Raw genomic sequence first — 17,602 nt, forward strand, 5'->3', positions numbered from 1 at the left:
CATCACATTATGAAGGAGGGTTTTATTTGTCCACACCTAATATCCCCAATATATCTCCAACTATCACGTTGACGCGGGATGATGTCGTTAACCTGTTATTCTCGTCGATCGCTATGGAAGAACTCGGCTTGGCCCACATTATTAATGCAGAGGGGGAGAAGATTCAGTATGCCCTTGGTACACTGCCTGGAATAAGCGGCCCGCCTGCCACTCTGGCACAGGTGCTGGAGGTGAACAGCAGCACGCAAGCCATGCTGGATACCATCTTCCGGCAAGAAATGATGCTGGATTCGAAATTACGGGATGCCTCTCTCATTCCAACGATAACCGGGCCCACAGGACCCACGGGACCCACGGGACCTGCAGGAGCAGTCACCAGCGTCAACGGCCAGCTCGGAGCGGTCATACTGGACCCTGCGGACGTAGGGGCTATGCCCTTTAGTGAAGAGCCCTCCGCCTCACCACTAGGTTCCTTCACCGAAGCCGGCGTCTACAGCTCCAATGATCCTAATGGAACCGCGCCGCCTGACGGTCCGCCCGTCTCGCATCCGGCCGTCTGGACTCTATATGTCTCCCAGGTTGGAGCTTATATCCAGCAATTGTATATCTCCAACCCTGTCCTCTATTACCGCAGCAGCCAGAACGGGGGAGCAGCCTGGTCGGCATGGCAAGAGATTGGTGAGCGCGGTGCAACAGGACCTGCCGGACCCACCGGTCCGGGCATCACCGGGCCTACCGGACCAATTGGCGAGCGTGGACCCGACGGTGCTAACGGGGCCACTGGTGCCACTGGACCGACTGGCGTCACCGGGCCTACTGGCGTCAACGGGCCTACCGGTGTCACGGGGCCGACTGGTGTCACCGGGCCTACCGGCATCACCGGGGCCACTGGTGCCACCGGACCCACCGGCGTCACCGGATCGACCGGCGCCACGGGGCCTACCGGCGCCACGGGGCCTACCGGCGCCACGGGGCCTACCGGCATCACTGGACCCACTGGTGTCACTGGACCGACAGGCGCCACGGGGCCTACCGGCATTACTGGACCGACAGGCATCACTGGACCCACTGGCGTTACCGGACCGACCGGCGTCACCGGACCGACCGGCGTCACCGGACCGACCGGCGTCACCGGACCCACGGGCATCACTGGACCCACTGGCGTCACCGGACCGACGGGTATCACCGGACCGACTGGCGTCACCGGACCGACGGGTATCACCGGACCGACCGGCGTCACCGGACCCACCGGCGTCACCGGACCCACCGGCGTCACCGGACCCACCGGCGTCACCGGACCCACTGGCGTCACCGGACCTACGGGCGTCACCGGACCCACCGGCGTCACCGGACCCACTGGCGTCACCGGACCCACTGGCGTCACCGGACCTACGGGCGTCACCGGACCCACCGGCGTCACCGGACCCACTGGCGTCACCGGACCCACCGGCGTCACCGGACCCACTGGCGTCACTGGATCTACAGGTGTCACCGGACCTACAGGCGTCACCGGGCCCACTGGCGTCACCGGACCGACCGGTGTCACCGGACCCACGGGCGTCACCGGACCGACCGGCGTCACCGGACCCACGGGCGTCACCGGACCCACTGGCGTTACCGGACCCACTGGTATTACCGGGCCCACGGGCGTTACCGGACCGACTGGAGCAACTGGTCCGACAGGCGCAGCAATTGACTATCTATACTTCACTATAGGAGGAGGTACAGGTGCTAATCCTACAGTTGGTGCAACAGGTATAGTTCCGTTTGACACTCCAAGTAGAGCAAGTAGTACTGTAGCAGTAGCACCTACAGGGGTTATTACTCTTACAGGCGGGCATGCTTATCTGGTTATATATTCTGTTGCGGCTACGGGAACTAATCGTTCGTTCCGCCTCATATCTCCAGTCGTTCCAGCTACCCTGGTCCCTGGAACACTTGCAGGAGTATCCGGTGGTTCAGATGTTAATCATACTGCAAATGCTGTGATTGATCGCCGCGGACTAGGAGATATTACCTTGGCAGTGCAAAATGTTCTTACTAGCGCTATATCTATGGTTCCAGCCAGATGCGAAGTGACGATCATTACTTTAGTTTAATATAACGGAATTGCCTTACAGATGAGCCCGGGAACATTAAAGATTTCAACCCCTATTTTGAATCATAGCCTCTCCATCGGTAATATGGATGGGGCTTTTTCTTTTTTTATGCCAAATATTTCATTTGCTTCAATTGCATTCACCGGGAGTATTATCAGATAAGCAGCCAATACTCCGGTTGAACCATCACTGACCGTATCAAGCAAAAGCGCGAACAAAGGTCACCCACTAAAACATCACAAAGACGACGTCTATTCGGTTCTCTGAATAAACGTCGTTCTTTTGATCTATTTTCTTTAAAGTGTGGTTACTCCACAAGTCTCAACATTCGTTTTAAATTCACAGCGAATATCATTATAGTTCCCTGAATTTAATGCCAATCAATCCTGAGGAGGATGCAACATTGTACCCGTGTCTGTGCTTGAGTCCACTATTGGTAGCACCCTTCCTTCAGCGGGTATTGTTTACACTTTTCAATATCATAACTTTCAATATATCGAAAAAAAGAGACACCCTTTGTGTAGAATGTCTCTTAAAGATCTTAATGGGCTTTTTCAGTGGCCTCCATTCTTCGCAGGTGACCTTTGTTCGCGCTTTTTGTGCTATGACTTTAAGCTTGTTACCATCACAGTATCAGGTTAATCTATGCATAGACCATATAATACCTGAATCTGTAGCACCCAAATCAATAGCAAGGTTTAAACCATCAGCCTGATAGAGGACAGCAATCTGATCATTAGCCGTAAGTTCAACTTCGCCTGCCAGAGTAACCGTGCCGCTAGCCAGGAGTGTTCTAAGGGTTAAGGTTCCTGTGATATCCACATCCAGCACCGGCAATAATCCGGTCACCAGATCTATAGGTGTCGGAGTAATTCTTCGCACCACTACATATGGATTCTCATTTGCCCCGAGCGCAGCCGCGATAGCCGCGTTAGTTGCGAAATTGACGGTAGCTTCAATAGAGTATCTTCCCGTTACCGGAACGGTGAACACCCCACTTGTCTCGTTGAACCCCAGGTAACCATAATAAGGTGCTATTATCGTCCAACCGACAAGTTGTTGATCCGCATTCACAGCGAACGTAGTTAGAAATGCCGAGAATCCTTGAATGGCCAAAATCGGACCTGTGGCTCCAGTTGCTCCGGTGGCTCCAGTTGCTCCGGTCGCTCCAGTTGCTCCGGTCGCTCCAGTTGCTCCGGTCGCTCCGGTGGCTCCGGTCGCTCCAGTTGCTCCGGTCGCTCCAGTTGCTCCGGTCACTCCAGTTGCTCCAGTTGCTCCGGTCGCTCCAGTCGCTCCAGTTGCCCCCGTCACTCCAGCGCCGGTTGGTCCGGTTACACCTGTAGCTCCTGTGACTCCCGTGGCCCCCGTCATGCCTGTAGCTCCGGTCGCCCCCGTTACCCCAGCACCAGTTGGTCCGGTTACACCTGTAGCTCCTGTGACTCCCATGGCTCCCGTCACGCCTGTAGCTCCGGTCGCCCCCGTTACGCCTGCACCAGTCGGTCCGGTCACACCTGTAGCTCCTGTAGCTCCTGTGGCACCCGTCACTCCAGTCACTCCAGTGGCCCCAGTCACCCCTGCCCCGGTTGGTCCGGTCACACCTGTAGCTCCTGTGACTCCCATAGCTCCCGTAGCTCCTGTGAGTCCCTTCTCTCCTACGCCAGGTCCAGTTGGTCCTCTTGCTCCGGTTGGTCCTGTAGGTCCCGTCACTCCTACGCCGGGTCCAGTTGGCCCTCTTGCTCCAGTTGGTCCTGTAGGTCCCGTCACTCCTACGCCGGTTGGTCCGGTCGGCCCGGGATCACCCGGCGCACCGGTAGGCCCCGTTGCACCTACTCCGGGTCCGGTCGGTCCAGTCGGTCCCCTTGCTCCAGTGGGCCCTGCCCCTCCACCGTTATTGTCTCCGAGCAGTTCTTCTGATACCAGCCGGTGTGCCGTTACGAGTTGGCCTGTACTGCTCTTACCCCACACCGACACTTGAACCGGACCGCTATCTTGAGACGCTTCCGGTATAACAAAGGTAAATTCAAAACCGTTAAAATCAGCGTAATAATTCCTCGTAATCACTTGATTCGCTGCAATATGATGTAATTCGCTTACATACATGGTTCTCGCTCCGGCACTCAAATAATATCCCTGAATCGATACTGTGGAAGCCGTGTCAGCACTGCGGTTATCAATTTTCACGGTAACCTGCTGAGTAGGCCTCACTCCGCTAACCGGGTTATTCTCGATCGGCCCTGTGGATAAAAAAACCATTTTTCCATCACTTCCTGAGTATATTTGGATTTCATTTCAGCATACGCCCGGAATAATTCGGCATGGCCGATGCACTCCAGTCCCCCCTTTTTCACTCCGCCGCCCTTCCTTAGTCATACATGCCGAGTCCGCACATATAACCGGAAATACTCCAGTCAGCAGCATGCTGAATTGATTATTATAGTAATATTCCGAGTTAACGGTTTGGTGTGGACTTCGGGCCGACAAGCTGTAATGGGGCTGATGAATAACAAAAGAGACCCTCCCGGGGGTTCACAAACCTACGGAAGGGTCCCTCTCGAATGATTATCCAGTAATATTTGCGGTTCTTGCAGTTTCTGCAGCATCCATAGGCAGAATTGTTGTACATGGACAACGGCCCACGCATAGACTTAGACAAAGACAATTTCAAATGGAGGTGCAATCTTGTCCAACCCTAACATTCCCAATATTACTCCAACCATCTCCCTGACCCGGGATCAGGCCATTAACCTGCTGCTTGCTTCCATAGCGATGGAGGAGCTGGGTCTGGCCCATATTATTAATGCAGACGGCGAGAAAATTCAATACGCCCTGGGTACGCTCCCTGGTTCTAATCATACCAAATCTTCGATTAAGGAAATTCTGGCGGTGAACGAAAGTGTAAGGGATATGCTGGAGACTGTATTTAAGGAGGAAATGATGCTGAATTCCAAGCTTCAAAATGTACTAAAACTGCTTCCTGACCGCCACTGCTAACCAAATGTCCTTAGTAGAATCTTTTAATATGAAGTAGATAGGTTCATATCCGGTTCGCCAAAAACGATCAGAGAATATTGTGGATTAATCCAACTTAAGGAGGTTGTTGTATTGTCCAATCCCAATATTCCCAATATCACTCCTACGATTGCCTTATCGAGGGATGATGTCGTCAATCTGTTATTCTCCTCCATTGCCATGGAAGAGCTTGGACTAGCTCATATCATTAACGCCGAAGGCGAGAAAATCCAGTTCGCCCTGGGTACGCTCCCGGGGATCAGCGGTCCCCCTGCCACACTGGCACAGGTGCTGGAGGTCAATAGCAGCACCCAATCCATGCTCGACACTATCTTCCGCCAGGAGATGATGCTCGACTCGAAGCTGAAGACCGCCGCCAATGTTCCCACGCTGGCCGGTCCTACCGGTCCTCCCGGACCTACTGGTGCCGCCGGAGCCGTCACTAGTGTCAATGGACAGACCGGCGCGGTTGTGCTGGATGCGGAAGACGGCGTCTTCCCCATCAACAATGATGAACCCTCGAACAGCACACTCGCTCAGTTCAACGACCCTGGTGTCTACAGTTCGGCAGACCCGAACGGGCTGGAGCCGCCGGATGGTCCAACCGGCGTCGACCATCCGGCCGTCTGGACCATTTATGTCTCCCGCGTGGGCAACTATGTTCAACAGCTCTACATCTCCAATCCTTCCCTCTACTACCGCAGCAGCCAGGATGCCGGGGCTACGTACACCCCCTGGATTCCTATAGGGGAACAAGGACCCACGGGACCCACGGGGGCGGGAGCTACGGGAGCGATCGGGCCGACGGGCGTAACAGGTGTCACGGGGGCAACCGGTGCTACCGGCGCCACGGGTGCTACTGGGGCTACTGGAGTTACGGGAGCTACCGGCGTAACAGGTGTCACGGGGGCCACGGGTGCTACTGGAGTTACGGGAGCTACCGGCGCAACCGGCGTTACCGGCGTTACCGGTGTGACTGGCGCTACCGGGGCCACGGGGGTTACGGGTGCTACCGGCGCTACTGGAGTCACGGGCGCTACCGGGACCACGGGGACTACTGGTGCTACTGGAGTTACAGGAGCTACTGGAGCCACGGGCGCTACCGGGGCCACGGGGACTACTGGTGCTACTGGGGTAACTGGAGTTACAGGAGCTACAGGAGCTACAGGAGCTACAGGAGCTACAGGAGCCACGGGGGCCACCGGCGCTACCGGAGCCACGGGGGCCACCGGCGCTACCGGCGTTACTGGGGCTACTGGAGTTACAGGAGCCACCGGCGCTACTGGCGCTACCGGCGCTACCGGGGCCACGGGTGTCACCGGCGCTACCGGCGCCACCGGCGCTACCGGAGCCACGGGTGCTACCGGCGCCACGGGGGCTACCGGAGCCACGGGCGCTACCGGAGCCACGGGCACTACCGGAGCCACGGGCGCTACCGGCGCTACTGGCGCTACCGGAGCCACGGGTGCTACCGGCGCCACGGGGGCTACCGGAGCCACGGGCGCTACCGGAGCCACGGGCGCTACCGGACACACAGGCGCCACAGGTCAACCCGGAACCTTGCATCCCCCAATGCTGTACGTAGGGACTAATGGGGGGAATGCAGCTAATAGACGTGTGTCGGTCATTAACGCCTTAACGAACGAAATCGTCTCAACCTTTTCAATTGCCGCTACGTATTTCGATAGTGCGGTAGTAGATTCACAACGTCATCTTCTGTACTATTCTAACGCAACAAACATTATTCAATATGACGAAATGATGAACCAGATTACTGCCACTTACGCTCTGGGAGCGGGGACTCCCCGCGGGATGGCCATCAATACCTTGACGAATAAGCTATACGTGGCTAATAACCTCTCCGCATCTACCAACATTTGGCAAATAGATGTTCCCACAGGTGTAGTTACAACCATATCGGGGGTTGCAAGCTTCCCTGTAAATATCGATATCAATCCACTGACCAATACTCTTTATATCTCTTCTAATTATATTTCAGTCCTTGATGGAAATAACAATACAGTGATTACGACTTTTGCCGCTGCTACCAGACCGCATGGCATTCTGATCGACCCTCTTCGCGACCGGTTATGGGTCTCACATTATACGAGCCCAGGCATTGTAAATGTTTTTGATTCAACTAACTATCAGATTGTAGGCACGGTTACCGTCGGTACTAATCTTACGAATATCTCAGCGAACTTGCTGACCAACCGCTTTTATGTAACAAGTTATAGCGCATCCTATGTTAGTGTCATCGACGGAAATACCAATACTGTCGTCGGTACGATTACAACAGGAAGCAATCAAGATTCACCTGCTGTGAACCCATTCATCACCCTATTGCGGAATACTGTTCAATCTAATCTGGTCTATGCCAGCATTGGATCGGCGGGTGCCGTGGTCGTGATTGATCAGAATACCAATAAGCTGCTTGCTACCATTCCGGTAGGAGACACCCCCTTCTGGAGTGTTATTGATCCGTTTATGTCTTAACGCAGGCCGAGAACGGACCAACGGTCTGTGTTTCAGGTAATCCAAGGAGAGGTGCGTCTAAGCAGTCGCGCACCTCTCCTCTATGTAAAATTGGATAAGGAGGGGAAGCTGTGGCTACAATCAGTTTGTGTCTAATTGTCAAGAATGAAGAGCAGAACCTGGATCAATGTCTCTCTTCCGTACAAGGCATTCCCGATGAGATCATTATTGTCGATACTGGCTCAACGGATCGCACCAAGGAGATTGCAGCAAAGTGGACGCAGCATATCTATGATTTCGAGTGGATTGATGATTTCTCTGCTGCCCGGAATGAATCCTTCAAGTATGCCACCAAGGACTATATTCTCTGGCTGGATGCCGACGATATTGTGACTCCCGAGAACAAAATTAAGCTGGAGCAGTTAAAGGAGGCGCTTACAGAAGAAGTAGACGCCGTTTCTATGAATTACGAAATTCCGCAGGACGACAGCCGGAGATTCATCAGTAACACCACAAGGCTGCGGCTTGTCAAACGGAACACAGGCTTCAGTTGGAAAGGAATCGTACACGAAGATATCACTACAGAGGCTCCGTATCATTTCATGAAATCCGATATTACCGTTACCCATACTAAGGTAGGCGATGCCCAGGGCGGCCGTGCTCTCTCCAGGAGAAATCTGGACATCTACGAACGACATCTGGCACAGGGGTACGTCTTCACCGTACCCGATATGCTGAATTATGCCCGGGAGTGCCACTCTCATAAGCTATATAAACAAGCGATTCATTATTATGAGCTATGCAAGGATCATCCTGAGATACCCTTGGAGAACAGAGTATTCATCCTTCACAAGCTGGCCACCTGCTATGTATACAACAACCAGCCGGAGAAAGAATTGGAGCTTACGCTTGAAGCTTTGAGCATGGATGTCCCTTACCCCGCCTTCAGTTGCCGGATGGGAGAGCATTTCCTGAAATCTGGCAATCTGGAGGCGGCCATATTCTGGTATCGATCAGCTTATTCATCCCCTCCGGGAGAACGGTATAGTTGGTCTCCCATTGACCATGTCTATCACACCTGGCTTCCGCATCAACAACTCTCTCTATGCTATGAGGCGTTGGGAGATACAGCCCAGGCGAAGCACCATCAGCAGTGGGCTGAATTCTATCGTAAGGAATAGGTAGCCACCCTGTTCATTGATTCTTAAAATTACTTATAAAAGATCAAGCACAAGGAAACCGATGGTTATTATCCATCGGCTTCCTTTTTTATTGGAGCAATTTTTAGCATAGATAGTTCCTATCCAGTTCACCTGTGAGGTTCACAGAGTATTGTGAATTAATCTAAATTAAGAAGCTAGTACGTAACGGGAAGTAAACCAAAGAGAAACTGCAACTCCATCAGACTTACTGGAGGTCTTCCTGCAGCCAAAATAGAGATTAATTGCGGTGAGCGAACAAGGGAGAATTATAATTTATAGTGGGAGGCTATGCTATTGTATAACCCCAATATCCCATACATCACCCCGACGATCGCACTATCAAGGGATGATGCCGTCCGTCAACCTACTGTTCTCCTCCATTGCCCTGGAGGAGCTTGGACTGGCCCATATCATTAACGCTGAAGGGTGGGTATCCATTCACTGCTTCTTATTATTTATAATTGATTCAAATTACAGGAAGCCGATTGTCTTATCAATCAGCTTCCTTTTGTATTTGATCCACTCTTTAACCGTAAATAGGAGTAAATAGGTTCGTATCCGGTTCAACCGTGAGATTCAAAGAATATTGTGGATTAATACAATTTAAGGAGGTTAACATCTTGTCTACTCCCAATATTCCGAACATCACTCCTACGGTTGCCGTATCGAGGGATGATGTCGTCAACCTATTATTCTCTTCCATTGCCATGGAGCAGCTTGGACTAGCCCATATCATTAACGCAGAAGGGGAAAAGATCCAGTTCTCCCTCGGCACACTGCCGGGAGTTATCATGGATTTGAACATACAATTTACTGACAGGAAGTGATAGTGTTATGGCTTTTTTATCTACAGGACCGATCGAGAATAATCCGGTTGGCGGAGTGAGGCCTACTCAGCAGGTTACCGTGAAAATTGATAACCGTAGCGCTAACACGGCTTCCACAGTATCGATTCAAGGGTATCATTTGAATTCCGGACTACGAGTCCTGTACGTAAGCGAATTACATCATATTGCAGCGAATCAAGTCATTACGAAGAATTATTACGCTGATTTTAATGGTTTTGAATTTACTTTTGTTACACCGGCTGAATCTGAAGACAGCGATCCGGTACAAGTCTCGGTGTGGGGCAAAAGCAGTACAGGCCAACTCGTAACGGCACACCGGTTAGTGTCTGAAGAACTGCTCGGAGAACATAACGGCGGAGGGGCAGGAGCAACAGGACCGACCGGGGCTACCGGCGCTGCTGGGCCTCGTGGTGTGACCGGACCGACTGGGCCAGGGGCTGGAACTACGGGACCCACTGGTGCGACGGGGCCTCGTGGAGCGACCGGTCCAACAGGGCCAGGGGCTGGAGCTACCGGACCCACTGGTGCGACGGGGCCTCGTGGAGCGACCGGTCCGACAGGGCCAGGGGCTGGAACTACGGGACCCACAGGTGCGACGGGGCCTCGCGGGGTGACAGGACCGACCGGGCCAGGGGCTGGAGCTACCGGACCCACTGGTGCGACGGGGCCTCGCGGGGTGACAGGTCCGACCGGGCCAGGCGCTGGGGCTACCGGACCCACTGGTGCGACGGGGCCTCGTGGTGTGACAGGTCCGACCGGGCCAGGCGCTGGGGCTACCGGACCCACTGGTGCGACGGGGCCTCGTGGTGTGACAGGGCCGACCGGTTCAGGGGCTGGAGCTACGGGGCCGACCGGAGCTACAGGACCCACCGGACCCACCGGGGCTACCGGCGCCACGGGGGCCACGGGCATTACCGGAGCCACAGGCGCTACCGGACCCACGGGCGCTACCGGAGCCACAGGCGCTACCGGACCCACGGGCGTTACCGGACCCACAGGTGCTACCGGAGCCACAGGCGTTACCGGAGCCACGGGCGCTACCGGACCCACGGGCGCTACCGGAGCCACAGGCGCTACCGGACCCACGGGCGTTACCGGACCCACAGGTGCTACCGGAGCCACAGGCGTTACCGGAGCCACGGGCGCTACCGGACCCACGGGCGCTACCGGACCCACGGGCGTTACCGGAGCCACGGGCGTTACCGGAGCCACGGGCGTTACCGGAGCCACGGGTGCTACCGGAGCTACGGGTGCTACTGGCGCTACCGGCGCTACCGGCGCATCAGGAACATTACATCCTCCAATGTTGTACGTAGGAACTAATAATCGCGTATCTGTCATTAACGCCTTATCGAACGAAATCGTTACAAGCTTCGCAATTACCAGTACGAACTTCGATAGTGCGACGGTAGATACACAGCGCCACCTGCTCTATTATTCCAACGCCGGTAACATTATTCAATATAACGAAATGATGAACCAGATTACCGCCACCTATACTGTAGGGGGAACGCCTCGCGGGATGGCCATCAATACCTTTACAAATAAGCTATATGTGGCTAATTCAATCGCTGCATCTACCAATATTTGGGTAATAGATGTTCCCACAGGTACGGTTACAACGGTTGCAGGTGTTACAACCTTTCCTGTAAATATCGATATCAATTCACTGACCAATACTCTGTATGTTTCTTCAAATTATGTTTCGGTCATTGACGGAAATAATAATGCCGTTATCACGACATTTACTGCCGCTACCAGACCGCATGGAATTCTGATCGATCCTATAGGGAATCAGCTATGGGTTTCCCATTATGCAAACCCAGGTATTGTGAATGTTTTTGATGCAACCAGCTTCGCGATTTTAGGAACGGTGACCGTCGGTGCTAATAACACAAATATTGGAGCAAATCTAATAACCAACCGTTTTTATGTAACGAATTACAACGCACCCTATGTTAGTGTCGTAGACGGTAATCCTCCCTATCCTATCGTTGGTACAATTACGGTCGGAGCCAATCAAGACTCTCCTGCTGTGAACCCATACATCACACTACTGCGGAATACCATTCAATCCAATCTGGTCTATGTCAGTGTTGGAGCTACGAGTAGCGTTGCTGTGATCGATCAGAATAGGAATACGCTGCTTGCCACCATTCCGGTAGGAGCCGCCCCCCTTTGGAGCGTTATTGATCCGTTTATGTCCTAATGTAGAGTGAAAATAGTTGAACAGGCCTTGTCTCAGGTAATACAAGGAGAGGTATGCCTAAGGAGTCGCGCACCTCTCCTTTATGTGAGACAAGACTAGGCGCGGGGCGTTGCATCATCAATGGGATGAATTCTACCGAAAATAAGTAAGTGTGGCATCCATTCATTGTTTCTAGATAAATGATTCAAGTTACTGGAAGCTGATCGCTTTATCTATCAGCTTCCTTTTCCATTGTGCCAACTCTTTCACCGTAAATAGGTTTGTATCCGGTTCAACCGTGAGGTTCAAAGAATATTGTGGATTAATCCAACTTAAGGAGGTTAACATCTTGTCCAATCCCAATATTCCAAACATCACTCCTACGATTGCGTTATCAAGGGATGACGTTGTCAATCTTCTATTCTCCTCCATTGCAATGGAGGAGCTGGGACTTGCCCATATCATTAATGCCGAAGGCGAGAAAATCCAATTTGCCCTCGGCACACTGCCGGGGATCAGCGGTCCCCCTGCCACACTGGCTCAGGTACTGGAGGTTAACAGCAGCACCCAGGCCATGCTAGACACCATCTTCCGCCAGGAGATGATGCTCGATTCCAAGCTTAAGACCGCCGCCAACGTTCCGACGCTCGCTGGACCTACCGGCCCTGCCGGACCTACCGGTGCCGCCGGTGCCGTCACCACGGTCAACGGACAGACCGGTGCAGTGGTATTAGACGCTGCAGATGTAGGTGCATTTCCCGAAAATGTGGAGCCTTCTGGTTCCAATCTCAACACCTTCGTAGAAGCCGGTGTTTATAGCTCCAATAATCCCACCGGCCCGGCCCCTCTGAACGGTCCGACGGGAGTAGCGCATCCACCGGTCTGGACCCTGTATGTCTCACAGGTAGGAACCTATGTGCAACAGATCTATATCTCGAACCCTGTCCTTTTGTACCGTAGCAGCCAGAATAGCGGAGCTACCTGGACTCCGTGGATCGAAATTGGACAACGTGGGGCAACCGGCTCTGTAGGGCCGACCGGGGCAGGGGTTACCGGACCTACAGGAATTCCTGGCGCTACCGGCAACACTGGAGTTACTGGCGCTACCGGGGCCACTGGCGCTACCGGGGCTACCGGAGCTACTGGTGCTACTGGTGCTACTGGGGCCACTGGAGCCACCGGCGCTACTGGCGCCACTGGAGCTACCGGTGCTACCGGCGCTACTGGTGCTACTGGTGCTACCGGGGCTACTGGTGCCACCGGCGCTACCGGAGCCACCGGCGCTACCGGAACCACCGGCGCTACCGGAGCCACCGGCGCTACCGGAGCCACTGGAGCCACCGGCGCTACTGGTGCCACCGGCGCTACCGGTGCTACCGGCGCTACCGGTGCTACCGGTGCTACTGGTGCTACTGGTGCTACCGGCGCTACTGGTGCCACCGGCGCTACCGGAGCCACCGGCGCTACCGGAGCCACCGGCGCTACCGGAGCCACTGGAGCCACTGGAGCCACCGGCGTTACTGGAGCCACCGGCGCTACTGGTGCCACCGGCGCTACCGGTGCTACCGGCGCTACTGGTGCTACCGGCGCTACCGGAGCCACCGGCGTAACGGGTGCAACAGGAGCTACTGGTGCTACTGGTGCCACTGGCGCTACCGGAGCCACTGGCGTTACTGGAGCCACCGGCGTTACGGGTGCAACAGGAGCTACTGGTGCTACTGGTGCTACTGGTGCTACTGGAGCCACGGGTGCCACCGGAGCCACCGGAGCCACCGGCGCTACTGGAGTCACCGGCGCTACTGGAGTCACCGGCGCTACTGGGGCCACTGGGGCTACCGGAGCCACCGGGTCTACCGGTACGATGCAATTCCCCAAAGTATATACTGCCACCAACACTGGGCAGGTCGTATACTCCATTAACGCACTTACCAATCAAGTGATCGCTACCTGGCCTCTTAACCAGCCAGGTACGGGTTTAAAAACAGGTTATGGTGCAGCAATTGATACACTTCGTCACAAGCTTTTCTACTCGGATGGATTCAGCGTCGTCAAAGTGGATGAACTGACAGATCAGATAGAAACGGTGTATGTGGTAGGCGCCCAACCACGCGGTATGTCGATTAACACGATTACCAATACGCTTTATGTTACAAATAATACCAATACCAGCAATAATATTTGGGCTATTGATGTAGATACAGGTGCAATCAGCACAATTACGGTTAGTGCAACTGCTGTACAACCAATCCAGGCTGAAGTTAATCCCTTCACTAATAGGGTGTACACATTACAATCTGCAGTACCTGGGATTACTGTTTACGATGCCAGCACCAGTGCCATTGTTCAAACCATTGCACTGACAGGCACCAACCCTCATGGCCTCGTGGTAGACCCTTTCAGAAATAGACTATGGATAACTTATTACGGCTCTAATTATATCAATTCGTATGATCTCACAACAAGTACGATTGAGACCAACATCGTAATTGCTGGTAGTATTAGTAATATATCCGCAAATCTGGTCACTAATCAGTTGTACGCCACTGGCGCGGCAGTCTATGTAATTGATGGAGATAGCAGAACTGTGGTCGCAACGATTAGTACAGGCGGCAACTCAAATGAACTACCTGCCGTTAACCCTTATACGACCCTTGTTGCAAAGTATCCAGCGAATTCCGTATATGCCGCAGTAGGTCAGAGAAATTATTTGGCAGTTATCGATCAAAAAACGAATACTATAGTTTCTACAATCTTAGTGTCGCAAACCCCGCTTTGGACTGCCATAGATCCTTTTGTGAATTAAATGTTGGAAAAGGAATTACTTGAGGAACACATACTCCTCACTAGGAGGCCAGGATGATATCCATTAGCTTGTGCATGATTGTCAAGAACGAGGCGCACACCCTTAACAACTGCCTGGCATCCGTCAAGGGAATCCCTGATGAGATCATCATCGTCGATACAGGCTCGACAGATCAGACCAGGGAAATCGCCAAGGAATGGACGGATCAGGTATATGACTTCTCTTGGACGGATGACTTCTCAGCGGCGCGCAACGCCTCCTTCCAATACGCCACGAAGCAATACATTCTCTGGTTGGATGCGGATGATATCCTGCTGCCTGAGCAGCGGTCGAAGCTTCTGCAATTAAAGGAGACGTTAGCTGATCACGTGGATGCCGTGAGCATGCCATATGAAATCCCGCAGCAGATAGACCGCGGAGTGGTGAGCTACACGGTTCGTATACGACTGGTGAAGCGCGATAAAGGCTTCGGCTGGCAAGGCGTGGTCCACGAGGATCTTGCAACCGACCAGCCTTACCAGTATCTGTCCTCTGACATTAAAGTGACACACACGAAATCAACCAGCGGGACAGCAGCAAGTCCATCACGCCGCAATCTGGATATCTATGAACGCCATCTGGCCAGGGGCTATAAGCTTACGGTCTCGGATCAATTTCACTATGCCAGAGAGTGCCAGCAGCACCATTTGTATGACCAGGCGATAGAATCCTATGAGTTATGTGTGGACCACCCGGATGTCTCGCTGGAGAATCAGATCTTTGCGATGCATAAGCTTGCGACTTGTTATGTCCAGGCGGGCCAACCGCATAAGGAGCTGGAGCTGACGTTAAAAGCGCTGGCCAAGGATGTCCCCTACCCTGCCTTCAGTTGCCGCATGGGGGAACACTTCCTTAAGCAAGGCCATATTGAGGCAGCGATTCATTGGTACAGCACGGCCTATCTTCATCCGATGAAGGAGCGTTACAATGCTTCTGTCGTGGATACAGCCTTTCAGACCTGGCTCCCTCATGAACAGTTGGCTATGTGCTATGAGATGCTTGGCGATGCCAAGCAAGCCGATACGCACAGACAATGGGCCGGATTTTACAAAATGGGGATCACGGAAAAACCTTATAAACTTAGTAAGAGCTCTTCCGGGAATACAGGGTAACTTTGAGGCAATTTATAATGAAAGGAAGCCGACCGTACTTTAGTCAGCTTCCTTATTTTAGTACTATTTTCTAAGTAAGTTACCATTAGTTATAGGGTCAATAGCAGCTCCAGGAGTAATCAAGCTCTGGAGCTGCCTCTTTCTATTATACATCTGCCCGATTATAGTACGCTCTGCCTCTAAATCCACACCAAACTGGTAAGGCTGAATATTTCTATATTAATCAATTAGTATGCTGCTGACTGGAACGAAATACAAATTACGGACAGGAAGTGATGAAGCAATGGCTTTTTTATCCACAGGACCCATCGAGAATAACCCGGTTAGCGGAGTGAGGCCTACTCAGCAGGTTACCGTGAAAATTGATAACCGCAGTGCTGACACGGCTTCCACAGTATCGATTCAGGGATATTATTTAAATGCCGGAACTAGAGTCTTGTATGTAAGTGAATTACATCATATTTCAGCGAATCAAGTGATTACGAGGAATTATTACGCTGATTTTAATGGTTTTGAATTTACCTTTGTTATACCGGAAGCGTCTCAAGACAGCGGTCCGGTGCAAGTGTCGGTGTGGGGCAAGAGCAGTAACGGTCAACTGGTAACGGCACACCGGTTAGTGTCTGAAGAACTGCTCGGAGAACATAACGGCGGAGGGGCTGGACCGACTGGTGCTACGGGACCTCGCGGTGTGACTGGACCGACCGGGCCGGGAGCTGGAGCTACCGGAGCCACTGGCGCGACGGGACCTCGCGGTGTGACCGGACCAACCGGGCCGGGAGCTGGAGCTACAGGGCCCACGGGTGCCACGGGACCTCGCGGGGTGACCGGACCGACCGGGGCGGGAGCTGGAGCTACAGGGCCCACGGGTGCCACGGGACCTCGCGGGGTGACCGGACCGACCGGGCCGGGAGCTGGAGCTACAGGGCCCACGGGTGCCACGGGACCTCGCGGGGTGACCGGACCGACCGGGCCGGGAGCTGGAGCTACAGGGCCCCGTGGAGTGACTGGTCCTACAGGTCCGGGAGCTGGAGCAACGGGTGTTACTGGAGCCACCGGCGTTACTGGAGCCACCGGCGTTACTGGAGCCGCCGGCCCTACTGGAGCCACTGGCCCTACTGGAGCCACCGGCCCTACTGGAGCCACCGGCGTTACTGGAGCCGCCGGCCCTACTGGAGCCACTGGCCCTACTGGAGCCACCGGCCCTACTGGAGCCACCGGCCCTACTGGAGCCACCGGCGTTACTGGAGCCGCCGGCCCTACTGGAGCCACTGGCCCTACTGGTCCCTCAATAATTAATAATAATGCCCAGTTTTCTCCGACTGGTCCAGTAGCAGCAACTCAAACTGCGACACCATTCACGGTAGATTTTATCAATGGAAATGGGATCCAGCTTGGTGGACCTAACAATACGGAAATTACGATTTTACCCAACAGTTTATATTTTATCGCTTATACAGTCAGAATTACTTATGCACCCGGCACTGCCGATATTAGCAGCTCAGAAGCTCTTCTTTACCTCAATAACAGCCCGGTACACTTATCTGCACTCAACAAATTCGCAGCTCCGACTGGCGCTCCAACAGGCCCCACCGCTATTTCTTTAAATAGCAGTGGATTATTGCAAACCGGAAATGCAGCTCCTCAAACCTTGCGATTAGATTGCAGTTTGGCTTCAACGACTACATTAACCACTCGTGTATTTAATGCAAGCTGGTCCAATTTAAGTATCATTCAAATTATGTAACCGATAAAAGTTGAAAATAGATATTGCATTAGCAAGCCCTAATAGAAGCAGCTCCTGTAAAGGACTGCTTCTATTGTCTT

The 17,602-nt window shown here is 53.4% G+C and carries 10 protein-coding genes and 1 pseudogene; 10 read left to right on the forward strand and 1 reads right to left on the reverse strand.

Going from position 1 to position 17,602, the window contains the following annotated elements; all coding sequences use genetic code 11:
• The first annotated feature begins 26 nt into the window (after window positions 1-26).
• Window positions 27-2,099, forward strand: coding sequence for an alpha-helical endospore appendage domain-containing protein (locus KDC22_RS33510; protein WP_246552882.1), 2,073 nt, complete (start codon window positions 27-29; stop codon window positions 2,097-2,099).
• A 633-nt stretch (window positions 2,100-2,732) separates the two neighbouring features.
• Here the strand turns inward: KDC22_RS33510 and KDC22_RS22960 are convergent.
• Window positions 2,733-4,352: a collagen-like protein gene (locus KDC22_RS22960; RefSeq protein ID WP_211720452.1), complete on the reverse strand. Its 1,620-nt coding sequence runs from the start codon at window positions 4,350-4,352 to the stop codon at window positions 2,733-2,735.
• Window positions 4,353-4,778: 426 nt separating this feature from the next.
• Between KDC22_RS22960 and KDC22_RS22965 the strand changes: the two genes are divergently transcribed.
• The 9 genes and pseudogenes from KDC22_RS22965 (at window position 4,779) to KDC22_RS33805 (ending at window position 17,522) form a co-directional block, all read left to right on the forward strand.
• Entirely contained in the window at window positions 4,779-5,090 is a 312-nt protein-coding gene (locus tag KDC22_RS22965) for an alpha-helical endospore appendage domain-containing protein (protein WP_173140208.1), read from the forward strand.
• Between the two features lie 111 nt (window positions 5,091-5,201).
• Window positions 5,202-7,604 (forward strand): YncE family protein, encoded by a 2,403-nt coding sequence (locus KDC22_RS33515; protein ID WP_246552885.1) that lies wholly within the window; start codon window positions 5,202-5,204, stop codon window positions 7,602-7,604.
• Between the two features lie 110 nt (window positions 7,605-7,714).
• Window positions 7,715-8,764, forward strand: a complete 1,050-nt coding sequence (locus KDC22_RS22975; protein WP_211720453.1) for a tetratricopeptide repeat-containing glycosyltransferase family 2 protein — start codon at window positions 7,715-7,717, stop codon at window positions 8,762-8,764.
• Window positions 8,765-9,134: 370 nt separating this feature from the next.
• The gene (locus KDC22_RS34105) at window positions 9,135-9,335 is read left to right on the forward strand and encodes an alpha-helical endospore appendage domain-containing protein (RefSeq protein ID WP_485020540.1); all 201 of its coding nucleotides are present in this window, start codon (window positions 9,135-9,137) and stop codon (window positions 9,333-9,335) included.
• 70 nt (window positions 9,336-9,405) lie between these two features.
• A pseudogene (locus tag KDC22_RS22980) lies at window positions 9,406-9,573 on the forward strand (alpha-helical endospore appendage domain-containing protein); the annotation flags it as partial.
• A gap of 46 nt (window positions 9,574-9,619) precedes the next feature.
• The gene (locus tag KDC22_RS33890) at window positions 9,620-11,842 is read left to right on the forward strand and encodes a collagen-like triple helix repeat-containing protein (protein ID WP_343221785.1); all 2,223 of its coding nucleotides are present in this window, start codon (window positions 9,620-9,622) and stop codon (window positions 11,840-11,842) included.
• A gap of 328 nt (window positions 11,843-12,170) precedes the next feature.
• Window positions 12,171-14,624, forward strand: coding sequence for an alpha-helical endospore appendage domain-containing protein (locus KDC22_RS33800; RefSeq protein ID WP_281424931.1), 2,454 nt, complete (start codon window positions 12,171-12,173; stop codon window positions 14,622-14,624).
• Between the two features lie 53 nt (window positions 14,625-14,677).
• On the forward strand, window positions 14,678-15,775 hold the full coding sequence (locus KDC22_RS22995) for a tetratricopeptide repeat-containing glycosyltransferase family 2 protein (protein ID WP_246552891.1): 1,098 nt from the start codon (window positions 14,678-14,680) through the stop codon (window positions 15,773-15,775).
• 283 nt (window positions 15,776-16,058) lie between these two features.
• The gene (locus KDC22_RS33805) at window positions 16,059-17,522 is read left to right on the forward strand and encodes a collagen-like domain-containing protein (protein WP_211720454.1); all 1,464 of its coding nucleotides are present in this window, start codon (window positions 16,059-16,061) and stop codon (window positions 17,520-17,522) included.
• Window positions 17,523-17,602: the final 80 nt, after the last annotated feature.

This window comes from Paenibacillus tritici, assembly GCF_018207515.1.
Lineage (GTDB): Bacteria > Bacillota > Bacilli > Paenibacillales > Paenibacillaceae > Paenibacillus_AQ > Paenibacillus_AQ tritici.

Coding starts and splice junctions, on each gene's coding strand:
- KDC22_RS22960 (WP_211720452.1), bottom strand. CDS start 4,352: ATGGTTTTTTTATCCACAGGGCCGATCGAGAATAACCCGGTTAGCGGA.
- KDC22_RS22995 (WP_246552891.1), top strand. CDS start 14,678: ATGATATCCATTAGCTTGTGCATGATTGTCAAGAACGAGGCGCACACC.
- KDC22_RS33805 (WP_211720454.1), top strand. CDS start 16,059: ATGGCTTTTTTATCCACAGGACCCATCGAGAATAACCCGGTTAGCGGA.
- KDC22_RS33890 (WP_343221785.1), top strand. CDS start 9,620: ATGGCTTTTTTATCTACAGGACCGATCGAGAATAATCCGGTTGGCGGA.
- KDC22_RS34105 (WP_485020540.1), top strand. CDS start 9,135: ATGCCGTCCGTCAACCTACTGTTCTCCTCCATTGCCCTGGAGGAGCTT.